16 protein-coding genes and 1 pseudogene are annotated in these 16636 nt (G+C 43.0%); 11 read left to right on the plus strand and 6 right to left on the minus strand.

All coding sequences use genetic code 11. The features are described from left to right. Positions 1 to 27 precede the first annotated feature (27 nt). Positions 28 to 1416, minus strand: coding sequence for an AAA-like domain-containing protein (locus BJP34_RS18290; protein WP_070393582.1), 1389 nt, complete (start codon positions 1414 to 1416; stop codon positions 28 to 30). 230 nt (positions 1417 to 1646) lie between these two features. On the opposite strand from BJP34_RS18290, the gene BJP34_RS18295 reads away from it, so the two are divergent. Further along, positions 1647 to 2153, plus strand: a complete 507-nt coding sequence (locus BJP34_RS18295; RefSeq protein WP_070393583.1) for a hypothetical protein — start codon at positions 1647 to 1649, stop codon at positions 2151 to 2153. A 99-nt stretch (positions 2154 to 2252) separates the two neighbouring features. Here BJP34_RS18295 and BJP34_RS43640 read toward each other — a convergent pair whose 3' ends face one another. Then, positions 2253 to 2411, minus strand: a complete 159-nt coding sequence (locus BJP34_RS43640) for a hypothetical protein (RefSeq protein WP_158517290.1) — start codon at positions 2409 to 2411, stop codon at positions 2253 to 2255. A 288-nt stretch (positions 2412 to 2699) separates the two neighbouring features. Between BJP34_RS43640 and BJP34_RS18300 the strand changes: the two genes are divergently transcribed. From BJP34_RS18300 to BJP34_RS18335, 9 genes and pseudogenes are all read left to right on the plus strand, one after another. After that, positions 2700 to 4109 (plus strand): glycoside hydrolase 100 family protein, encoded by a 1410-nt coding sequence (locus tag BJP34_RS18300; RefSeq protein WP_193431349.1) that lies wholly within the window; start codon positions 2700 to 2702, stop codon positions 4107 to 4109. Positions 4110 to 4235: 126 nt separating this feature from the next. Continuing rightward, the gene (locus BJP34_RS18305; protein WP_070393584.1) at positions 4236 to 4457 is read left to right on the plus strand and encodes an amylo-alpha-1,6-glucosidase; all 222 of its coding nucleotides are present in this window, start codon (positions 4236 to 4238) and stop codon (positions 4455 to 4457) included. Between the two features lie 38 nt (positions 4458 to 4495). After that, a pseudogene (locus tag BJP34_RS37145) lies at positions 4496 to 4624 on the plus strand (amylo-alpha-1,6-glucosidase); the annotation flags it as partial. Between the two features lie 501 nt (positions 4625 to 5125). Further along, positions 5126 to 7807 (plus strand): MGH1-like glycoside hydrolase domain-containing protein, encoded by a 2682-nt coding sequence (locus BJP34_RS18310; protein ID WP_070393585.1) that lies wholly within the window; start codon positions 5126 to 5128, stop codon positions 7805 to 7807. Between the two features lie 219 nt (positions 7808 to 8026). Then, entirely contained in the window at positions 8027 to 8401 is a 375-nt protein-coding gene (locus BJP34_RS18315; protein WP_158517291.1) for a DUF3574 domain-containing protein, read from the plus strand. Between the two features lie 243 nt (positions 8402 to 8644). Beyond that, a complete protein-coding gene (locus tag BJP34_RS18320; RefSeq protein ID WP_070393586.1) occupies positions 8645 to 9694 on the plus strand; it encodes a DMT family transporter in 1050 nt (349 codons plus the stop codon). 318 nt (positions 9695 to 10012) lie between these two features. Further along, entirely contained in the window at positions 10013 to 10576 is a 564-nt protein-coding gene (locus BJP34_RS18325) for a GNAT family N-acetyltransferase (RefSeq protein ID WP_070393587.1), read from the plus strand. A gap of 288 nt (positions 10577 to 10864) precedes the next feature. Continuing rightward, positions 10865 to 11518, plus strand: a complete 654-nt coding sequence (locus tag BJP34_RS18330) for a type II CAAX prenyl endopeptidase Rce1 family protein (RefSeq protein WP_070393588.1) — start codon at positions 10865 to 10867, stop codon at positions 11516 to 11518. A 183-nt stretch (positions 11519 to 11701) separates the two neighbouring features. Continuing rightward, entirely contained in the window at positions 11702 to 12976 is a 1275-nt protein-coding gene (locus BJP34_RS18335) for a cation:proton antiporter (protein ID WP_070393589.1), read from the plus strand. Here the strand turns inward: BJP34_RS18335 and BJP34_RS43645 are convergent. Together BJP34_RS43645 and BJP34_RS18340 are read right to left on the minus strand one after the other, a co-directional pair. After that, complete coding sequence (locus BJP34_RS43645; protein ID WP_158517292.1) at positions 12909 to 13097, minus strand: hypothetical protein; 189 nt, start codon at positions 13095 to 13097, stop codon at positions 12909 to 12911. The two genes, BJP34_RS18335 and BJP34_RS43645, sit on opposite strands and share 68 nt — an antisense overlap. 238 nt (positions 13098 to 13335) lie before the next feature. Further along, entirely contained in the window at positions 13336 to 14613 is a 1278-nt protein-coding gene (locus BJP34_RS18340; RefSeq protein ID WP_070393590.1) for a M10 family metallopeptidase C-terminal domain-containing protein, read from the minus strand. A gap of 198 nt (positions 14614 to 14811) precedes the next feature. Here BJP34_RS18340 and BJP34_RS49060 point away from each other — a divergent pair, with 198 nt between their 5' ends. Then, positions 14812 to 14940, plus strand: coding sequence for a hypothetical protein (locus BJP34_RS49060; protein ID WP_267876304.1), 129 nt, complete (start codon positions 14812 to 14814; stop codon positions 14938 to 14940). 560 nt (positions 14941 to 15500) lie between these two features. Here BJP34_RS49060 and BJP34_RS50065 read toward each other — a convergent pair. Together BJP34_RS50065 and BJP34_RS50070 are read right to left on the minus strand one after the other, a co-directional pair. Beyond that, positions 15501 to 16106 (minus strand): hypothetical protein, encoded by a 606-nt coding sequence (locus tag BJP34_RS50065; protein ID WP_149031042.1) that lies wholly within the window; start codon positions 16104 to 16106, stop codon positions 15501 to 15503. Beyond that, positions 16103 to 16522 (minus strand): hypothetical protein, encoded by a 420-nt coding sequence (locus tag BJP34_RS50070; protein WP_149031043.1) that lies wholly within the window; start codon positions 16520 to 16522, stop codon positions 16103 to 16105. Before BJP34_RS50070 ends, BJP34_RS50065 begins: the two co-directional genes overlap by 4 nt. Between the last annotated feature and the right edge of the window lie 114 nt (positions 16523 to 16636).

The raw sequence follows: 16636 nt of genomic DNA on the forward strand, positions 1-16636 counted from the left end.
TAGCTTAATGCTTACCATGACTAATAACTAATCACCACTAACTCTTATTCCATTGAGAAATTGATTTCTAAAAAATAGACGATATAGTTCGCAGCTAGATGTGGCTCGATTACCCTGAATTCTGATCAAACCCAAGCTTTCCAATTTATAGGCAGTGAGCGCTTCTAATTCTACACTTTCTGTCGCCATGACTACTTCCTTAAAAGCAGCGACTAGGTCAGTATGGGGTAACAAAGCGGCTAAATAGTAACGCAAATAGTTACTATAAATTCCAGTTTGAGTTGGGGCTTCTTCTAGTAATTTTTCTAAGCTAACATCCTGTTTTGTCAGATGATATAGCGCAAGACGAATTAAACTGGGACAACGACCTACCATAGTCACTAAAGGATCAAGACGTTTCATGGCTTGGTCACCTTTTACCCAATTCAAACCATGACGCTGGGCTAAGTCTAGCACCTGCTCATTGGTAAATTCTGGGAGTTTAATGGCTAGGCCAACATTAAAGGGAGACTGATTAAGTTTTAGTGGCACATATACATCGGTAGCATGAGCTATCACCCATCTTACCTTTTGCCAAATTTCCAGTTCTCTACCATCCTCATACCAAGAGCGTAGCAAAGACAGAAAATCCCTAGAAAGTTCTGGATACTCAAAAATTTGATTGACTTCATCTAAAGCAATAACAATTGGCCTATCGACTTCCTCTAGCAAATAGTCTTCAAAGTAAGTGGTGCAACTGACCTTAGAGCCAATGTCAGAATCCCAATAGTGATCGAGTTGAAGCGATAAACCCAATTGCCGAGTGACGTTGGCACAAAACCAACGTAAGAACTTATCCAGGTTGGTGAAAACTTGGGAATCAGCTCGGTGTAAACTTAAAGTAACAGTACGAAAGCCCTGCTTATTGGCATAAGCTACAATCCTTCGCACTAGGGAAGTCTTTCCTTTCTGTCTGGGGCCTTTAATATGAATCAGGCTACCTGGTTTCCTAACTTCTGCGTAGGTTAGTGCTTCAATAGGAGGACGTTCGATGTATAAATTGGAGTTTAGTGGTACCGGTCCACTGGGAAAGTCTAGCTCTGGTACCAGAGCAGGGTATAGGGAATTCCCGAAGCTACTTTTTATCCTGTCGTGATAGCCATAAATCCCTAGAGAGGATAGCTGAGCTCGGGAGTACCGCCTCAAAACTGAGCGGACATTACTTTTGGTAACTTTTTGTTTGAGAGCCACAGAGAGACGTTGCCAAAGTTTGAATCCTACATCTCTAATGTAACTATGCTCATACCCGCAGCTTTCCGCAATCTCAGCATAAGTCTTCCCTTCCCAAACTTCACAGAAGACGGTCTCTTGAAGGTTACTGAAGGAGTAATCGGGCAAAATTGTGTCCAAAACAGCTAGGGCTTCGTCTGCCATCATTGACTAGGTTGAAAGCCAACACACCAAACACTAGCTTTACTTTGACATAGAATTGCCAAAATTTCCGTGCAATCAAGCAATTTTTTCCAATTTTTTACGACTATTACCAGCAGATGCCCCAGTCAAATCTAGGTCAAATTCCCGATTTTTTCAGGCAGACAATTTCCATAGGTCTTCTTTAAAATCAACTCAACAGTTCTTTAAGTCTGGTATCCCAAGACGATTGAGTGATGAAAAAACAAGTTTTCGGAGCAGTTTCAGCCCTAGCATTCGCCGCATCTGTGCTGCCTATAGCCATCCCTAGTCTGGTACCAGCGGCTCAGGCTCAAGCGGGTTTTGTGCCGAATGCTCCCTATGTTGCCAGCGCTGGAATTGCTGGAGCTGCCGGGGATAGGCATTTTATTACCGTTGCTGTGGCTGCGTTTCCAATAAATGCTGTTGTGATTGAATGTACCAATCTGGCTGGTGTTCGTAAAGCAACGGTTACTAATCAGTTTGGTGAGAGAGTGGCAGCAACCACAGCAGTGTCTAAGAGTCCTGAAGGTGGTATGGCTCTTACGGTGACCTTGAATAAACCGGTCAAACCAGGCAATGTCCTGCGCATTGTGATGGATGGGGTAGAACAAAATCGAGAAGGGGGAGCGATGCTTTATCGAGTGTCTGCTCTGACCGACAATATATCCTATCCTTTTCCTGTAGGTACGGCAATGTTGCTGGAGCCGGTCTTGAATGACTAGAGTCCATAGGGTTGAACGCGCACCCGTGGCCAATAGGCTAAGGTTGAATGTAAGCTATCAGCTATCAGCTATCAGCTATCAGCTATCAGCTATCAGCTATCAGCTAATGCGCGTAGCGCAATCGGTACTTTTAGGTGCGACAATAAGCGCGAATTTAATTCTTAATGGTAAGAGCGCACCTTTGAATAAAATAAGCTGACGGCACCTCAAGTAGCGATGCAGCGCGGTCTTGGGGGTTTCCCCCATGAGCGACTGCATCAAGACAGCGTGAGCTGACTGCTGACGGCTGACTGCTGACGGCTGAGTGCTTACAGTTGAAGGTTTTTTTGTTAAAGATTGTTTGCTGATACCTTGCAGCATTAGTATTTTTATGATATAAACTGCGTCAATTCTTCTGACCTATTCCCTGTTCCTTGATCCGAAGTTCCTTGATCCGAAGTTCCCGAATTTCTCTGTCTTTCGATATCCGAGCCAAGTACTTCAGGATTTTTTCAAAGAAGTTAAGCTAGCATCAACCAGATGGACAACTTAAAGGAGAAATTTTATATGGGAAGCGAAGGTAATCTGATCGAGGCAGCTTGGCAAGCCCTGGAAGATTCGATTATCTATTATCAAGGACATCCCGTAGGCACAGTAGCGTCGAAAGACCCGGATATGGAAGCCCTGAATTATGACCAGTGCTTTACGCGGGATTTCGCGGTGTCGGCTATGGCATTGCTGATGAAGGGCAAGGGAGAAATTGTGCGCAATTTCTTGATCGAAACCCTAGGGCTTCAAAGCCGTGAAAAGCATATGGATTGCTTTAAGGCGGGTCAAGGATTGATGCCAGCGAGCTTTAAAGTAATACATAAGAAGGAACAGGAGTATTTAGGGGCGGATTTTGGGGAACATGCGATCGCACGAGTTGCTCCAGTAGATTCTGGCTTGTGGTGGTTGCTGATTTTAAGGGCTTATGTCAAGGCAACTGGTGATCAAGCCCTTGCCCACCAGACACGGTTCCAACGGGGAATCAAATTAGTTTTAGATCTGTGTCTGACTAAACGATTTGATCTGTTTCCCACGATGTTGGTGCCCGATGGTGCCTTCATGATTGACCGACGGATGGGAGTTGATGGGTATCCGTTGGATATTCAAGCCCTATTCTACACTGCGTTGCAGGCGGCCAGTGAGTTGTTGTTGCCAGAGGATGATTACGTTCCTGTGGTCAAGGAGCGCTTGGGTCATCTGACTTATCATATTCGGAATTACTATTGGTTGAATTTAGACCGCCTCAAGGAAATCTATCGCTACGATGTGGAAGAGTTCGGTGAAGCCGCAATCAATAAGTTTAATGTCTATGCTGACACTATTCCAGATTGGCTAATGCAATGGTTGCCAGATTCAGGGGGATATTTTGTGGGTAACCTTGGACCAGGACGGATGGATTTTCGCTTTTTTGCCCAAGGTAATTTAATGGCAATTATTACTTCCCTAGCTACTGAAGAACAATCCCAAGCCATTATGGACTTGATCGAGCAACGCTGGGAGGATTTAGTGGGAGAAATGCCCATGAAAGTTTGTTTTCCGGCTTTGGAAGGTCGCGATTGGCAAATTATCACAGGTTGTGATCCCAAAAATACTCCTTGGTCTTACCATAATGCGGGTAATTGGCCTTTCTTGTTGTGGGAATTAGCAGCAGCAGCACAAAAAACTGGGAAATCTGAACTGGCTCGTAAAGCCTTAACCATTGCTTCCCAATGCCTACTTAAGGATAACTGGCCAGAGTACTATGATGGTAAAAATGGTCGCCTGATTGGCAAGAAAGCCAGGAAAGTTCAAACCTGGACAATTGCTGGATTATTAGCAGCACAACAGTTGATAGATAATCCGGATCATCTTAACTTAGTCAGTTTTGAGGACACTGCTGTGATGATTTGCTCTATGGATATTGCAGAAATTGTTGCCATGAACAAATAACTTTAAATTAATTTAAACTAACTTAATTTAACTTAAACTAACTTCAAATTGGTACTAACCAAGTACCAATTTTAATTTAACAATTGCCAAAATTACCAAGTACCAAGTACCAATGACTAATGACTAATGACTTGGGACGAGAAATTTTACGAGCAGCAGTTAATCAACCGTTGGGATGCTGCCCATGAGCTCCAAACTACCCCCAGTTGGATCCGACAATTAGTATGGGCGGCTGACCAATTTATAGTCAACCGCCCGTTAGCAGATGCACCTGATGATAAAACGATTATGGCAGTGTATCCTTGGTTTGGGGATTGGGGGCGTGATACCATTATTAGCCTGCCATAATTGACCCCATAGCTAATCAGCTCCAAGCTGCTTGTGTAGGGAGCATTAGTGAAATTTTCGACGGGGATGCCCCCATGACCCCACGAGGGTGTTTTGCCCAAGCTTGGAGTGTAGCAGAAGTGCTTCGTGCTTGGTTGCTGATCTCAAATTGGAATAATTACCCATAAGTGAAGGGCTACAGGGGAATACGGGGACACCTGACAGGGGTAGGTTTTTTAGATTTGGGGCGGGAGTCGGGAGTCAGGAGTCGGGAGTCAGGAGTCGGGAGTCGGGAGTCGGGAGTCGGGAGTCGGGATAAGAAATTTGAGTGTACCTCGTAATAATTGATAATTGGTAATTGATGATTGATAATTGATGATTGATATTAATTAATAATTATTAATTTGTAATGGCTAATTAGTAACTGATCAAACTATACTTGATTGCATTCAGACCTTAAACCTTAAAGCAACTAACCTTAAACCTTAAACTAACTAACCTTAAACCTTAAACTAACTAACCTTCAACCTTCAACCAACTAACCTTCAACCTTAAACTAACTAACCTTCAACCTTCAACCAACTAACCTTCAACCTTCAAGCAACGAACCTTAAACCTTAAACTAACTAACCTTAAACCAAATCACAACTAAGCTAAAAATTTTAAAAGCGATGCAGCTGGCCTGAGTTATGACTGAAGAGTATCAAAGACTGGAAGAAGCTCGAAATCACATTATCCACTGGAAACGCTGGGGGCCTTACCTAAGTGAGCGACAGTGGGGAACAGTACGGGAAGACTATAGCCCGGATGGACAAGCGTGGGATTATTTTACCCATGACCAGGCGCGATCGCGTACTTACCGTTGGGGCGAAGATGGTATTTTGGGTATTTGTGATGATCAACAGTATTTGTGTTTTGCCCTAGCGCTATGGAACGGGAAAGACCCGATCCTTAAAGAACGGATTTATGGTTTAACCGGCCCTGAAGGTAATCACGGGGAAGATGTTAAAGAGTATTATTTCTATCTAGATAGTACTCCTACCCACTCCTACATGAAGGGATTGTACAAATATCCCCAAGCTGAGTTTCCCTATACTTGGCTAGTCGAGGAAAACCAACGTCGAGGACCGGAAGCAGCAGAGTTTGAACTGCTCGATACAGGGGTATTCCAGGAAAATCGTTACTATGATGTATTCCTAGAGTATGCCAAAGCGTCGGCGGAGCAAATTTTAATCCAAATTACTGCCATTAATCGAGGACCAGATTCTCAAACCCTCCATATCCTACCTACTCTCTGGTTCCGCAATACTTGGTCTTGGAATGCTAATTCTCCCAAACCCCTAATCAAGGTTGCTAAATCTGATCAGCAATTCAGTGTCCTGGAAGCCTCCCATCCCACATTGGGACAACGCTGGTTTTACTGTGAGGGTTCACCAGAATTATTATTTACTGATAACGAAACCAATTATCAGCGCTTGTTTGGGGTAGAGAATCGGTCTGCCTATGTTAAAGATGGCATTAACAACTATGTGGTTCAAGGTGACAAGAATGCCGTCAATCCTAGCAGAGTCGGCACAAAAGTGGCTCCCCATTACCGATTTACTATTGGTGCTGGGGAGACTCAGGTGATTAAGCTGTGGCTGAGTGATGCTCCCAATATCCCCCAACCCTTTGGCAGTGAGTTTTCACGGATTCTTGCCACCCGTCGCTCAGAAGCAGATCAGTTTTACAATGCGATCGCACCACCCGGACTCAATGACGATCAGCGTAATATTCAGCGTCAAGCCTTCGCAGGACTTTTGTGGAGTAAACAGTATTACTACTACGACGTAGAAACCTGGCTCAAGGGTGACCCCAATCAACCGCCACCTCCACCAGAACGCCTAAAAGTCAGGAATCAGCAATGGAATCATCTCAACAATGCAGATATTATTTCGATGCCCGATAAATGGGAATATCCCTGGTTTGCGGCATGGGATTTGGCATTCCACTGCATCCCCTTAGCAATGATTGATCCAGATTTTGCTAAGAATCAACTTGACTTAATGACGCGGGAGTGGTATATGCATCCCAATGGGCAAATTCCCGCCTATGAATGGAACTTTTCAGATGTCAATCCTCCCGTGCATGGGTGGGCAACCTGGCAAGTTTATCAGATCGAAAAACAGTTGCATGGAACAGGCGATCGCCAGTTTTTAGAACGGGTCTTTCAAAAGCTTCTGCTTAACTTTACCTGGTGGGTTAACCGCAAAGATTTCGACGGCAACAATGTATTTGAAGGAGGGTTTTTAGGCTTAGATAATATTGGAGTATTTGACCGCAGTTCAGACCTTCCAAGCGGAGGATATATTGAGCAATCCGATGGCACCAGCTGGATGGGAATGTACTGTCTGAATATGCTCACTATTGCCCTAGAATTAGCTTTAGAAAACCCTGTCTATGAAGACATGGCTACTAAGTTTTTTGAACACTTCCTATACATTGCCGCTGCGATGAATAATATTGGGGAAGATGAGACGCAATTGTGGGATGAAGAAGATGGCTTTTTCTATGATGTGCTACACTTACCTAATCAGGAACAGTTGCCCCTGAAAGTACGCTCCATGGTAGGGTTAATTCCTCTGTTTGCCGTCACTACTATAGAACCAGAAACGCTCAATAAACTTCCGGGTTTTAAAAAACGATTGGAGTGGTTTATTCAACATCGCCCTGATCTCAAACGCAATGTTGCCTGTATGGAAACTAAGGGAGTAGGCGCAAAGCGGATGCTTGCTCTATGTTATATGACTCTTGGAAAAGTGGTAGAAAGTGATAAATTCCGCCGCATTATGAGCAAGTTGTTGGATGAAAATGAGTTTTTAAGTGACTATGGTATCCGAGCCATTTCTAAGTTTCATAAGGATAATCCTTATCGATTTTATGTCAATGATCACGAACATCGTGTAGACTACGAACCCGCTGAATCTAGTAATGGGTTATTTGGGGGGAATTCTAACTGGCGTGGTCCGATTTGGATGCCCCTTAACTATCTCTTAATTGAATCCTTACAAACCTTCCATTACTATTTAGGAGATACCTTTAAAGTGGAATGCCCGACAGGGTCAGGTAATCTGATGACCCTTGGAGAAGTTTCTGTAGAACTATCCCGGCGTCTGATTGGGATTTTCCAGAAAAATCAATCCAGTCATCGTCCTATTTATGGCAAAATTCAGGAATTTCAAACTGATCCGAATTGGCACAATTTAATTCTGTTCTATGAATATTTCCATGGTGATAGTGGCTTAGGAATTGGAGCAAGCCACCAAACTGGTTGGACTGGATTAATTGCCAAACTGATCCAACAATGTGCTGACTATAGTGATTCTAAATGATTTCTGGACAATACTTTTATTTAAGACCTCAGTGGTAGGGTGCGTTATTAACCCATCCTACAGGTATAGTTATTACCTAACTCTGGCTCAATTAAGTAGGTGGGCATAAATAAACGTTAAATTGTGCTACGGTGCTATAGTGCTATAAGAGCTCATTGTCTAACTATGAAAACATTAAGTAACTTCATTTGTGTCGTAGTAATTTTTGTATTATTTTTGTTGACTTTCCCTCAAAGCAATCTCGCATCATCATCTTGTCCAGTAGAAGGCCAAACCATGTCTAAGGTTGAACTCTATTTTGGTTTAAACATCCCTGGTGGCGGAAAAGTGGAACCTCTAGTATGGCAAAAGTTCCTTGATAATGTAATAAGCCCTCGATTTCCAGATGGGCTAAGCATTGACAAAATATCAGGACAATGGCGAGATGCTAAAACAGACAAGACAATACAGGAGGAGTCCCGTATGGTGATGATCCTTTATAAGCGCTCTGCAAAGGCAGAGCAAGCTATTGAAGATATCCGTGCCGCCTATAAGTCACAATTCCAACAAGACTCAGTTATGCGTCTTGATGAGATAAACTGTGTCTCATTTTGAATCGATGGTACATCTGGACAGGATATAATTCATTGAAACTAGGGTAAGCGCAAGAAAAAATTGCCCATAATGTGCATTGGATGGATATCGGTTGATCGTGGCTCGAAACCCCTATAATCTAGTAGAACTGTACTCGCAATAGAATTAATTTGTTGAGAATGGCGCGGTTTTTTTATCAATAAGCCTAGGCTTATTGATTCTTGCGCTTACCCTGTCATTTAAACTTTGCTATTGTCAACGTCTATGTCAAGTTTCATTGCTAAAACAACAGATTGGTTGAATCGGATTCCAGGGCGTGGTTACTTATTGATCGCTATCCTAATTTTTGCAGCAGCGAATTCGGTCATTCGTAAGCTGACTGAACTAGGTGCAGATAATTTAATTGATGGTAGAAATCCTATTTCGTTCTGTAATGTTTTGTTTGTTGGCAATCTCTGCGCGTTGTTAGCGTTGATTGCTATTTATGGGCGACAGTGGAATTTTCGATCCCTAAGACAACTGTCTGGAACAGATTGGTTAGGGTTACTGGGTGTCGCAGTTTTGTCAGGAGCACTGGCACCATCTCTGATATTTATCGCTCTTGAGCGCACTGCTGTTAATAATGTAGTGCTGATTGGACGCATTGAGCCTCCTCTGGCTTTGGCTTTGTCAGTTTTACTTCTCAAAGAACGGGTAAATCGTTGGGTGATAGCTGGTGCGATTGTTTCATTTATTGGTGTCATCCTGACTATTGTGCTTCAGCCTCCCCAGGAAAACATGATTACTATGGCGGGAGGCTTTAGGATTGGTGTCGGTGAATTGATGGCAGCAGCAGGTGCGATCGCATTAGCAATTTCTACGATTATTAGTAAAGTGAAACTGCGCCAAATCCCTTTGGGAATCTTTACGGTGTTCAGAACCGCTACAGGTACAGTGATTTTCTTTGTTGTGGTGATTAAGTTATTTGGAGTAGGTCACTTTATGAATGCTTTCTCACCGTTTGTGTGGCAATGGATGATCCTCTATGGGGCTGTGATTGTAGTAGGGGGTCAACTCTGTTGGTTTAAGGGTTTGAAGACTACTACTGCATCCGATGTTTCTCTGGCCAGTTCCTTTAGTCCAGTAGCGGGCATTTTAGCAGCTTACTTGATTCTCTCAGAAGTACCAACAATAGCTCAGTATATTGGGGGTGCTGTAATTATTTGCGGCATTGTCCTAAATCAAATTGGTATTTCTCGCAAACTTCCTAAAACTGATACTCTAATTGTGAGAGCATCGACTAAAGAAATGCAAGTCGGGTTTAAGGGAGTATAAATGTAAGCATATGCGCTACGCGCACGCTGCTTGAGGTGCCGTCAGCATTCAGCCGTCAGCCTTTAGCTGAAGCTACTTGAGGTGCAGACTTAAATCAGATTAAATGAAGGTTACCTGTTTGATTTAAAAGCTGTTATCGTAGCTTACCCATAGCCCATAAGCTGAACGCGCACGCGTGCGCGTAGCGCTTAAGCTGATAGATTAAGTATGAATTCTGGTTAAAACTAAAAAAATGATGTTAATAAAAGCAAAATTTAAACGTTGATTTAACCATTAAATTAAACTTTTTTAAACATTGGATATGGGGAATTTTAAATATTGACTTACATCAGCATCACCACCGATAGATTGGAACTTATTGCCGGTACACCAGAACTGGTGCAATCAGAAATGACTCCCTCACGGTTTACTGCTTTAATTGATGCTCACATTCCAAAAGCTTGGCCCCCAGAAGGCCATCATACTGGCACTATGAAATTTACTGCACAACGGTTAAGGGAGGGTTCGGATCAGATTGGTTGGTGGTGCTGGTATTTTGTTCTTCTAGACAAGAGCAAAAATGAACGAAAATTAATCGGTATTGGTGGTTTTAAGGGACAAGCTACCCGGGATGGTATGGTAGAAATTGGCTATTCTGTGCTACCAGAGTTTCAAAGGTTTGGATACGCTACGGAAGCAGTTAATGCACTGATTAGTTGGGCATTTTCCCATGTGACAATTGAGGTAGTGATAGCAGAGACGTTACCGGAATTGATTCCATCTATCCGAGTTTTGGAAAAAAATGGATTTATTAAGATTGCTGGAGTGTCTGAACCTGGAGTGATTAAATTTATGCGATTAGCCCGAAGGGCTACGCTACGCGATCGCGTCATGGTTTGGTAAATCTTTAGAAGTATTAACATGCTTATGTTAATAGTTATAGAGTAAGCTATCAGCTTATGCGCTACGCGCACGCTTGGCCTTGGCCGTTGGCCACGCTACGCGAATGGCCACGCTTCGCGAACGCGAACAGCTATCAGCTATCAGCTAATGGGCTACGTGCATGGTACTTGAGGTGCCAAAGGCCCAGGCTTCACCGCTCACAAGTGACTACTAAACACTGACTACTGACTACTGATGGCTGACGGCTGAATGCTTACGTTATAGAGATGTCAGTATGGAGATGTCACTATGGAGATATCGGCCAAATTTGCTGAAAGAGTTACCGAGCGCTTGATGGCTGGGATATTAACGTTTCCTGATGGTCAAGCTTGGGTAATTGTCGTTATCTTAATTATGATATATGGTTTAATTGCTTTACCGATTGGTTTACGTAATGGCTTTCTGCAACTGGATCAAAACTTACTTACCATTGAGCAATCCCCATTATCCCCCTTATCAAAAGAAACTGATCCTGATACCTCATTATCCCCTTTATTGAGGGAAACTGATTTAAGTGCGGTTAATGTCAAAACCTCTTGGCCTATAGTGCTAAAGATTATGATAACTGCTCTGTTTACACCAGCAATACTTGAAGAGATATTTTTCCGGGTTTTATTATTACCTCATCCCTCAGAAAACCCTTCCTTAATTTCACTATCCGCTTGGTCTACAGTCAGTTTACTCATTTTTGTTATCTATCATCCGCTGAATGCTATCACCTTCTATCCGGCGGCACGGGAAACATTTTTTAAACCTATTTTTATATTTCTAGCCACACTTTTAGGAATTAGTTGTACTATTGCTTATCTTCAAAGTGGCTCCATTTGGACAGCTGTCTTCATTCACTGGTTGTTTGTTGTGATATGGCTGATTGGCTTGGGTGGAAAGAAGAGACTTTTGTAACTAAAGCTATCAGCTATCAGCTATCAGCTATCAGCTATCAGCTATCAGCTATCAGCTATCAGCGCTTTTCATAACTATGAGGTACACAGCTTTTTTTCCCTACTCCCTGCTCCCTACTCCCTACTCCCTGCTCCCTGTTCCCTTTGCTATAGCACTGACGCACTCAGGACTTAGAGAAATTCCATGAACACTGAACTATTTGCGATTATTGCCCTATTTATCCTCGGCTTTGGTTTAATTTCTGGGCGCATTGAGAAAAGTATAATTACGCCACCGATGGCTTTTGTTATCTTTGGACTTTTATTGAGTCCGCCATTGTTGGGTTTATTAAATTTGGAGGTAGAGCATGAGCTTGTTCGGATAATTGCTGAATTTACCTTGATTCTGGTTTTATTCACTGATGCTTCTCGGATTAATCTTAAACTGTTGCGTCGAGACTACAATTTACCGGTACGTTTGTTAGGTATTGGTCTACCGCTGACAATTATCCTAGGAACAATTTTGGCAGTACTGTTGCTTGGAGGTAGGTTAGAATTCTGGGAAGCAGCAGCCTTGGCAACAATTCTGGCTCCCACTGATGCGGCTTTAGGACAAGCGGTGGTCAGCAGTTCTCGTGTTCCGATTTGTATTCGTCAATCCCTCAATGTTGAAAGTGGTTTGAATGATGGTATTTGCTTACCGATTCTATTAATTTTCCTCTCCTTAGCTGGAACAATGGAAGGAACGGGAACAGCAAGCTTTTGGTTTCGCTTTGCTGCGATGCAAGTGATTCTAGGGCCAATCGTTGGGGTAGCAATTGGCTATATTGGCGGTTGGTTGGTGTCACAGAGTGTTCGCCGCAAGTGGATTACTCATAGTTTTGAAGATTTATCGGTATTAGGACTGTCGTTATGCGCTTATGCGATCGCAGAATTAGTGGGGGGAAATGGTTTTATTGCGGCGTTTTGTGCTGGCTTAACCCTAGGGAATACGGCTCCATCAATTTGTGATTGTTTGTATGAGTTTGGAGAAGCAGAGGGACAGTTGCTGGTGCTGCTGATTTTTATGATTTATGGCTCAATGATGGTGTTTCCTGCTCTGGATGAGGTGAGTTGGCAGATTGTATTGTACGCCATTGCTACTCTGACTATTGCTCGGATGGTAGGGGTTGCTATTAGTGTGATTGGCATGAAGTTGCGTTGGTATACTATCTTATTTATCGGCTGGTTTGGACCGAGGGGAGTGGCGTCAATATTGTATGGTTTACTAATTTTAGAGGGGGATGGAATTAAGGGTAGTGAAGTTATTTTTAGTACTATGGTGCTGACGGTGTTGATCAGTGTGTTTGCTCATGGTTTAACAGCTTTTCCAGGAGCTAACTGGTATGGTAACCGCATGGCAAGGTTTAAAGCTACCCATGAGATCCCAGAATTGATGCCACGGTCGGAAATGCCTGTTCGTTTGTCTTGGCGCAAATGATAGGGAGTCGGGAGTCGGGAGTCGGGAGTCGGGAGTCGGGAGTCGGGATTAGGGAGTCGGGAGTAGGCAAGCTAGCAATAGTTTTGGAACTTTGCAAGAGGTCTTCTGAGTAGACTACCAACTCTAACAGGAGCGGGATTTATTGTAGCCCTTGAGAAGCACCGAAAATCAGCTAAAAAACGTTAAAAATTATTTGGAACAGGATAAAGATTATTCAACATTATTCAACCTCCCAACCTTCAACCTTCAACCTCCCAACCTTCAACCTTCAACCTCCCAACCTTCAACCTTCAACCTCCCAACCTTCAACCTTTAACCTCCTAAGCTTGGCCTATTGGCCACGCTACGCGAACAACCTTTCATATCACAAAATTACTAGCATCATGTAGCTCAACAACATCAACATTTTCTAGAACCAGAAATATCTGACTTCCATCTGAGTTAGTATTTAAAGAAGGAAACGGAAATTCCTGTTCTAATTCCCTGAAAACCCCTTGATAATTGCTGTCATCAGAGCCATCTTTGTCAAATAAAACAACAGCATAATTGTCCTCTGAAGCAAAACTCAGAAAGCCCTGATTAATCGCATCCGCATAATTAGCAACTGTAATTCCGTTATTATTAAATAACTCAGTAAGAACAATTTTGTCACTTCCCACTTCAAAGTCGGTGATCTGATCGCCAGCATCTCGCTCTGAGGTGTAAACAAACTGATCATTACCACCACCACCAGTGAGCAGATCTCGACCTTGGAAACCAGTGATAATGTCATTGTTATCAGTACCAGTCAGCTTCTCACTACCTGCGGTGCCATTGATAATAGTTGGCTCAGGTAAGGTCAAGGGAGCCAAAATTAGGTCATTGTCGCTAGCTTCCTCAGCAAACTCACTCTTTATCTTTACATCGACAATTGGTAACGTTTCTGTATTCGTTATTTCTGGCGTTAGGTTACCGGATGTAGCACTAATTGGTTCAGTAGACTGGAGTTCAAAGTTACCGAAACTGTAGCTAAGTATCCCTGTTACAGTACCGAGCTCGTCACCCACATTAACCATAGGAGAGGTGCCATTCAATAGAGTGTCATCAATCTGAATTCGCTCTGGATTGAAGTCACCGTCACTAATAGCAATGCCATCACCTGGAACCGCCCAAATTTCACCAAAGCTATTGGTAGCAGAAACCGCTACAGCATTATTGATTTGCACCCGCATCCCTTCTAGGCTTTCGTAGAAGTCAGTTAAATCATCATCATCAATAATTTCTGTAGGTAATGTACGGTCTTCACCGATAACCACTGCAGTAGGTAAAGGGTTGTTCGATGATAAGACCCTAATATTAGTTAGGTTAGTAATTTGAGTCAGGGTTAAGTCATTGGAACGGTTACTAGGCCGAAATTCTTCGACATCACCACTCACTTGCACTTCGTCACCGATTCTGACTGTAGGAGTAGAATCGGTAAAGACAAAAATTCCGTCTGAGGTGGCATCATTATTATCTCCATAAGGGTCTTGTAGGTAGAAGCCGTTGCTCGCTACCCCAGTCACAATACCTGTAGTGGCGACAGACTGACCAACAAATGGTGATATATGACCTTCACCTTGGATGTCGTATATGGAACGTATGATTAGATTTGTCATATAGCTATCTTTCTGTTTACAACTAACTAGTAATCTCAGGGTGTTGTCTTGGCTTTCAAGCTAACGAATCTTTAGCTATTAGCTATCATGTCAGTGGTCACCTATAAGCATTCAGTGAATGTATGCAATCCCTGATCAATAAACAGAGTAGAGACTTTATCTATTTTTAGATATTATTATATAGCGTTTATTATTGTTATGAGGTATACAATATTTTTTACCTCTTACCTCTTCGCTCTTCCCTTTTCCCTGCTCCGTGCTCCGTGCTCCCTGCTCCCTGATCCCTGCCTCCTAAAGCCTAGGAAAAAGTACCTCAAACATCACTGATATTTGCTATATATTATGTAGAGATGTTAGCTATAATGTCTCTACATAAGTTTTTTTTATGAGCAATGCTTTAGTAAATTACTTATATTGATAATATGATATTTAATTGTTAAAAATAAAAAATTAACATAAAATGCAATAATAAATATTAACTATAAAAAAAATAACTAAGCAGCTACTTATGATGGTACTTTATTTTTGCTGATATTGTACTATTAATTGGCTGGTTGACTAGATTTTTATTTATCTAGCAAGACTTTTAAAAAAATTAATTGAATCAGGAAGGCATAGCAGTTGACAAGTTACCTTTAAATGGTTAAACAGATACACTCTAGCTGTAAGAATTCAGGGATCAGCTTCTGAGGGGTCAGCTTTTAAATCAAGACAAACATAGGCATTTAGCCCTGGGACGAGTACATGAGGTACGACCCGTGATGGCGAGCAATCCCTTGAGCGTAGGTCACGCGGGGCGCGTTCGCCATCACGGAAAGCGCACCAAGCGTGATGATCGAAAAGCCTCAAGAAGCTGATCGCTGACCGCTTCATGCTTACACTTCCTATCAATCAGATAGACTCTTTCCAAACCTCTCCAACAGTTCCTCACGGGACAGGTTAAGCAACACTTGAGTACGCTCTGTGATCGGCAACTGCATCAAAGGCTCAATCGTCTCGGATAACTCGAGATCAACACGGCCAAACCGCCCTGCCAGTAGATTCTCCACCATCAGGCGCTGTCCATCTAAATTGCCTTGTTCCCGGCCTTGTTCCCGGCCTTGTTCCCGGCCTTGTTCCCGGCCTTGTTCCCGGCCTTGTTCCCGGCCTTGTTCTAAAGTTTCTTCTCGCCAACGCAAATAAGCTGGTGATAAATTCATAATTAATTCCCTCTCATCTTCACTTAAATCTTCACTCTCCTCTATTTTGATGCGCCAGTTGGCCAGAATCTCTAAGATATTGCCCCGTAAAGGGTGTCCAACTGGCAGTGCCACCAATTCCTTAATGGCTTGCTCCTGAGTGCGATTGCGTCCCAAAACTCTCAACCAGAGGGTTTCTTCGATAACCGGCAGCTGGTTAATGGCCACCAGGGCTGTCTTGAACAACTCAGGCAAAAAGTAAACTCCTTCTACCCAATGCCCGGAATCATCAAGTTTGGCAGCAAAACCATTCAATAGGTTGCTTGAACAGGAAGGGGAAAGAATCCATAAACAGGGCAAGTCAGTTTCACTGACAGAATTTTTCTTAGGTGCGCTTTCCGTTGGCGAATTAAATTCGCCACGGGTCGCACCTCTCGTCGTGCCTTCCGCTGCAGGTCACCGTAGAGGGCAAACAACTTCAGCAGACAATTACGCACCGCCATGATCCCGATGGCATTCCGGAACGGTTCCAATAAACAGGCCTTTGATACCATCTCACCGAGCAATCCTAAAACCTGGGCTGGTGTAGATGAAGAAGCTGCTGGTAGAAACCAAATATCGACTTGACGAACTTCACTAGTTACTTCACGGCTGATTTGCACCTGACCATGAGGTGTTAGCAACTCCTTGAGATACTGTTTGGCAAATTGGTCGTGTGGCTGTCGGGTCATTCATCCTAATTGTTTGGGGATAGTATTAGTAGCCTTTCACCGATCAACTGGCTAAAAACAGATCCCATGGATCTTGACTTTTTGACCAAAACCTGAAACAGCATCTTGTGTCAA

Source organism: Moorena producens PAL-8-15-08-1, assembly GCF_001767235.1.
Classification (GTDB): domain Bacteria; phylum Cyanobacteriota; class Cyanobacteriia; order Cyanobacteriales; family Coleofasciculaceae; genus Moorena; species Moorena producens_A.

Bases quoted from the DNA above. Each gene is read 5' to 3' on its own strand.
- BJP34_RS18305 (WP_070393584.1), top strand. From the start codon at position 4,236: ATGACTTGGGACGAGAAATTTTACGAGCAGCAGTTAATCAACCGTTGG.
- BJP34_RS18330 (WP_070393588.1), top strand. From the start codon at position 10,865: ATGGAGATATCGGCCAAATTTGCTGAAAGAGTTACCGAGCGCTTGATG.
- BJP34_RS18290 (WP_070393582.1), bottom strand. From the start codon at position 1,416: ATGATGGCAGACGAAGCCCTAGCTGTTTTGGACACAATTTTGCCCGAT.
- BJP34_RS18340 (WP_070393590.1), bottom strand. From the start codon at position 14,613: ATGACAAATCTAATCATACGTTCCATATACGACATCCAAGGTGAAGGT.
- BJP34_RS18320 (WP_070393586.1), top strand. From the start codon at position 8,645: ATGTCAAGTTTCATTGCTAAAACAACAGATTGGTTGAATCGGATTCCA.
- BJP34_RS43640 (WP_158517290.1), bottom strand. From the start codon at position 2,411: ATGCAGTCGCTCATGGGGGAAACCCCCAAGACCGCGCTGCATCGCTAC.
- BJP34_RS18295 (WP_070393583.1), top strand. From the start codon at position 1,647: ATGAAAAAACAAGTTTTCGGAGCAGTTTCAGCCCTAGCATTCGCCGCA.
- BJP34_RS49060 (WP_267876304.1), top strand. From the start codon at position 14,812: ATGAGGTATACAATATTTTTTACCTCTTACCTCTTCGCTCTTCCCTTT.
- BJP34_RS18335 (WP_070393589.1), top strand. From the start codon at position 11,702: ATGAACACTGAACTATTTGCGATTATTGCCCTATTTATCCTCGGCTTT.
- BJP34_RS18300 (WP_193431349.1), top strand. From the start codon at position 2,700: ATGGGAAGCGAAGGTAATCTGATCGAGGCAGCTTGGCAAGCCCTGGAA.
- BJP34_RS50070 (WP_149031043.1), bottom strand. From the start codon at position 16,522: ATGACCCGACAGCCACACGACCAATTTGCCAAACAGTATCTCAAGGAG.
- BJP34_RS18310 (WP_070393585.1), top strand. From the start codon at position 5,126: ATGACTGAAGAGTATCAAAGACTGGAAGAAGCTCGAAATCACATTATC.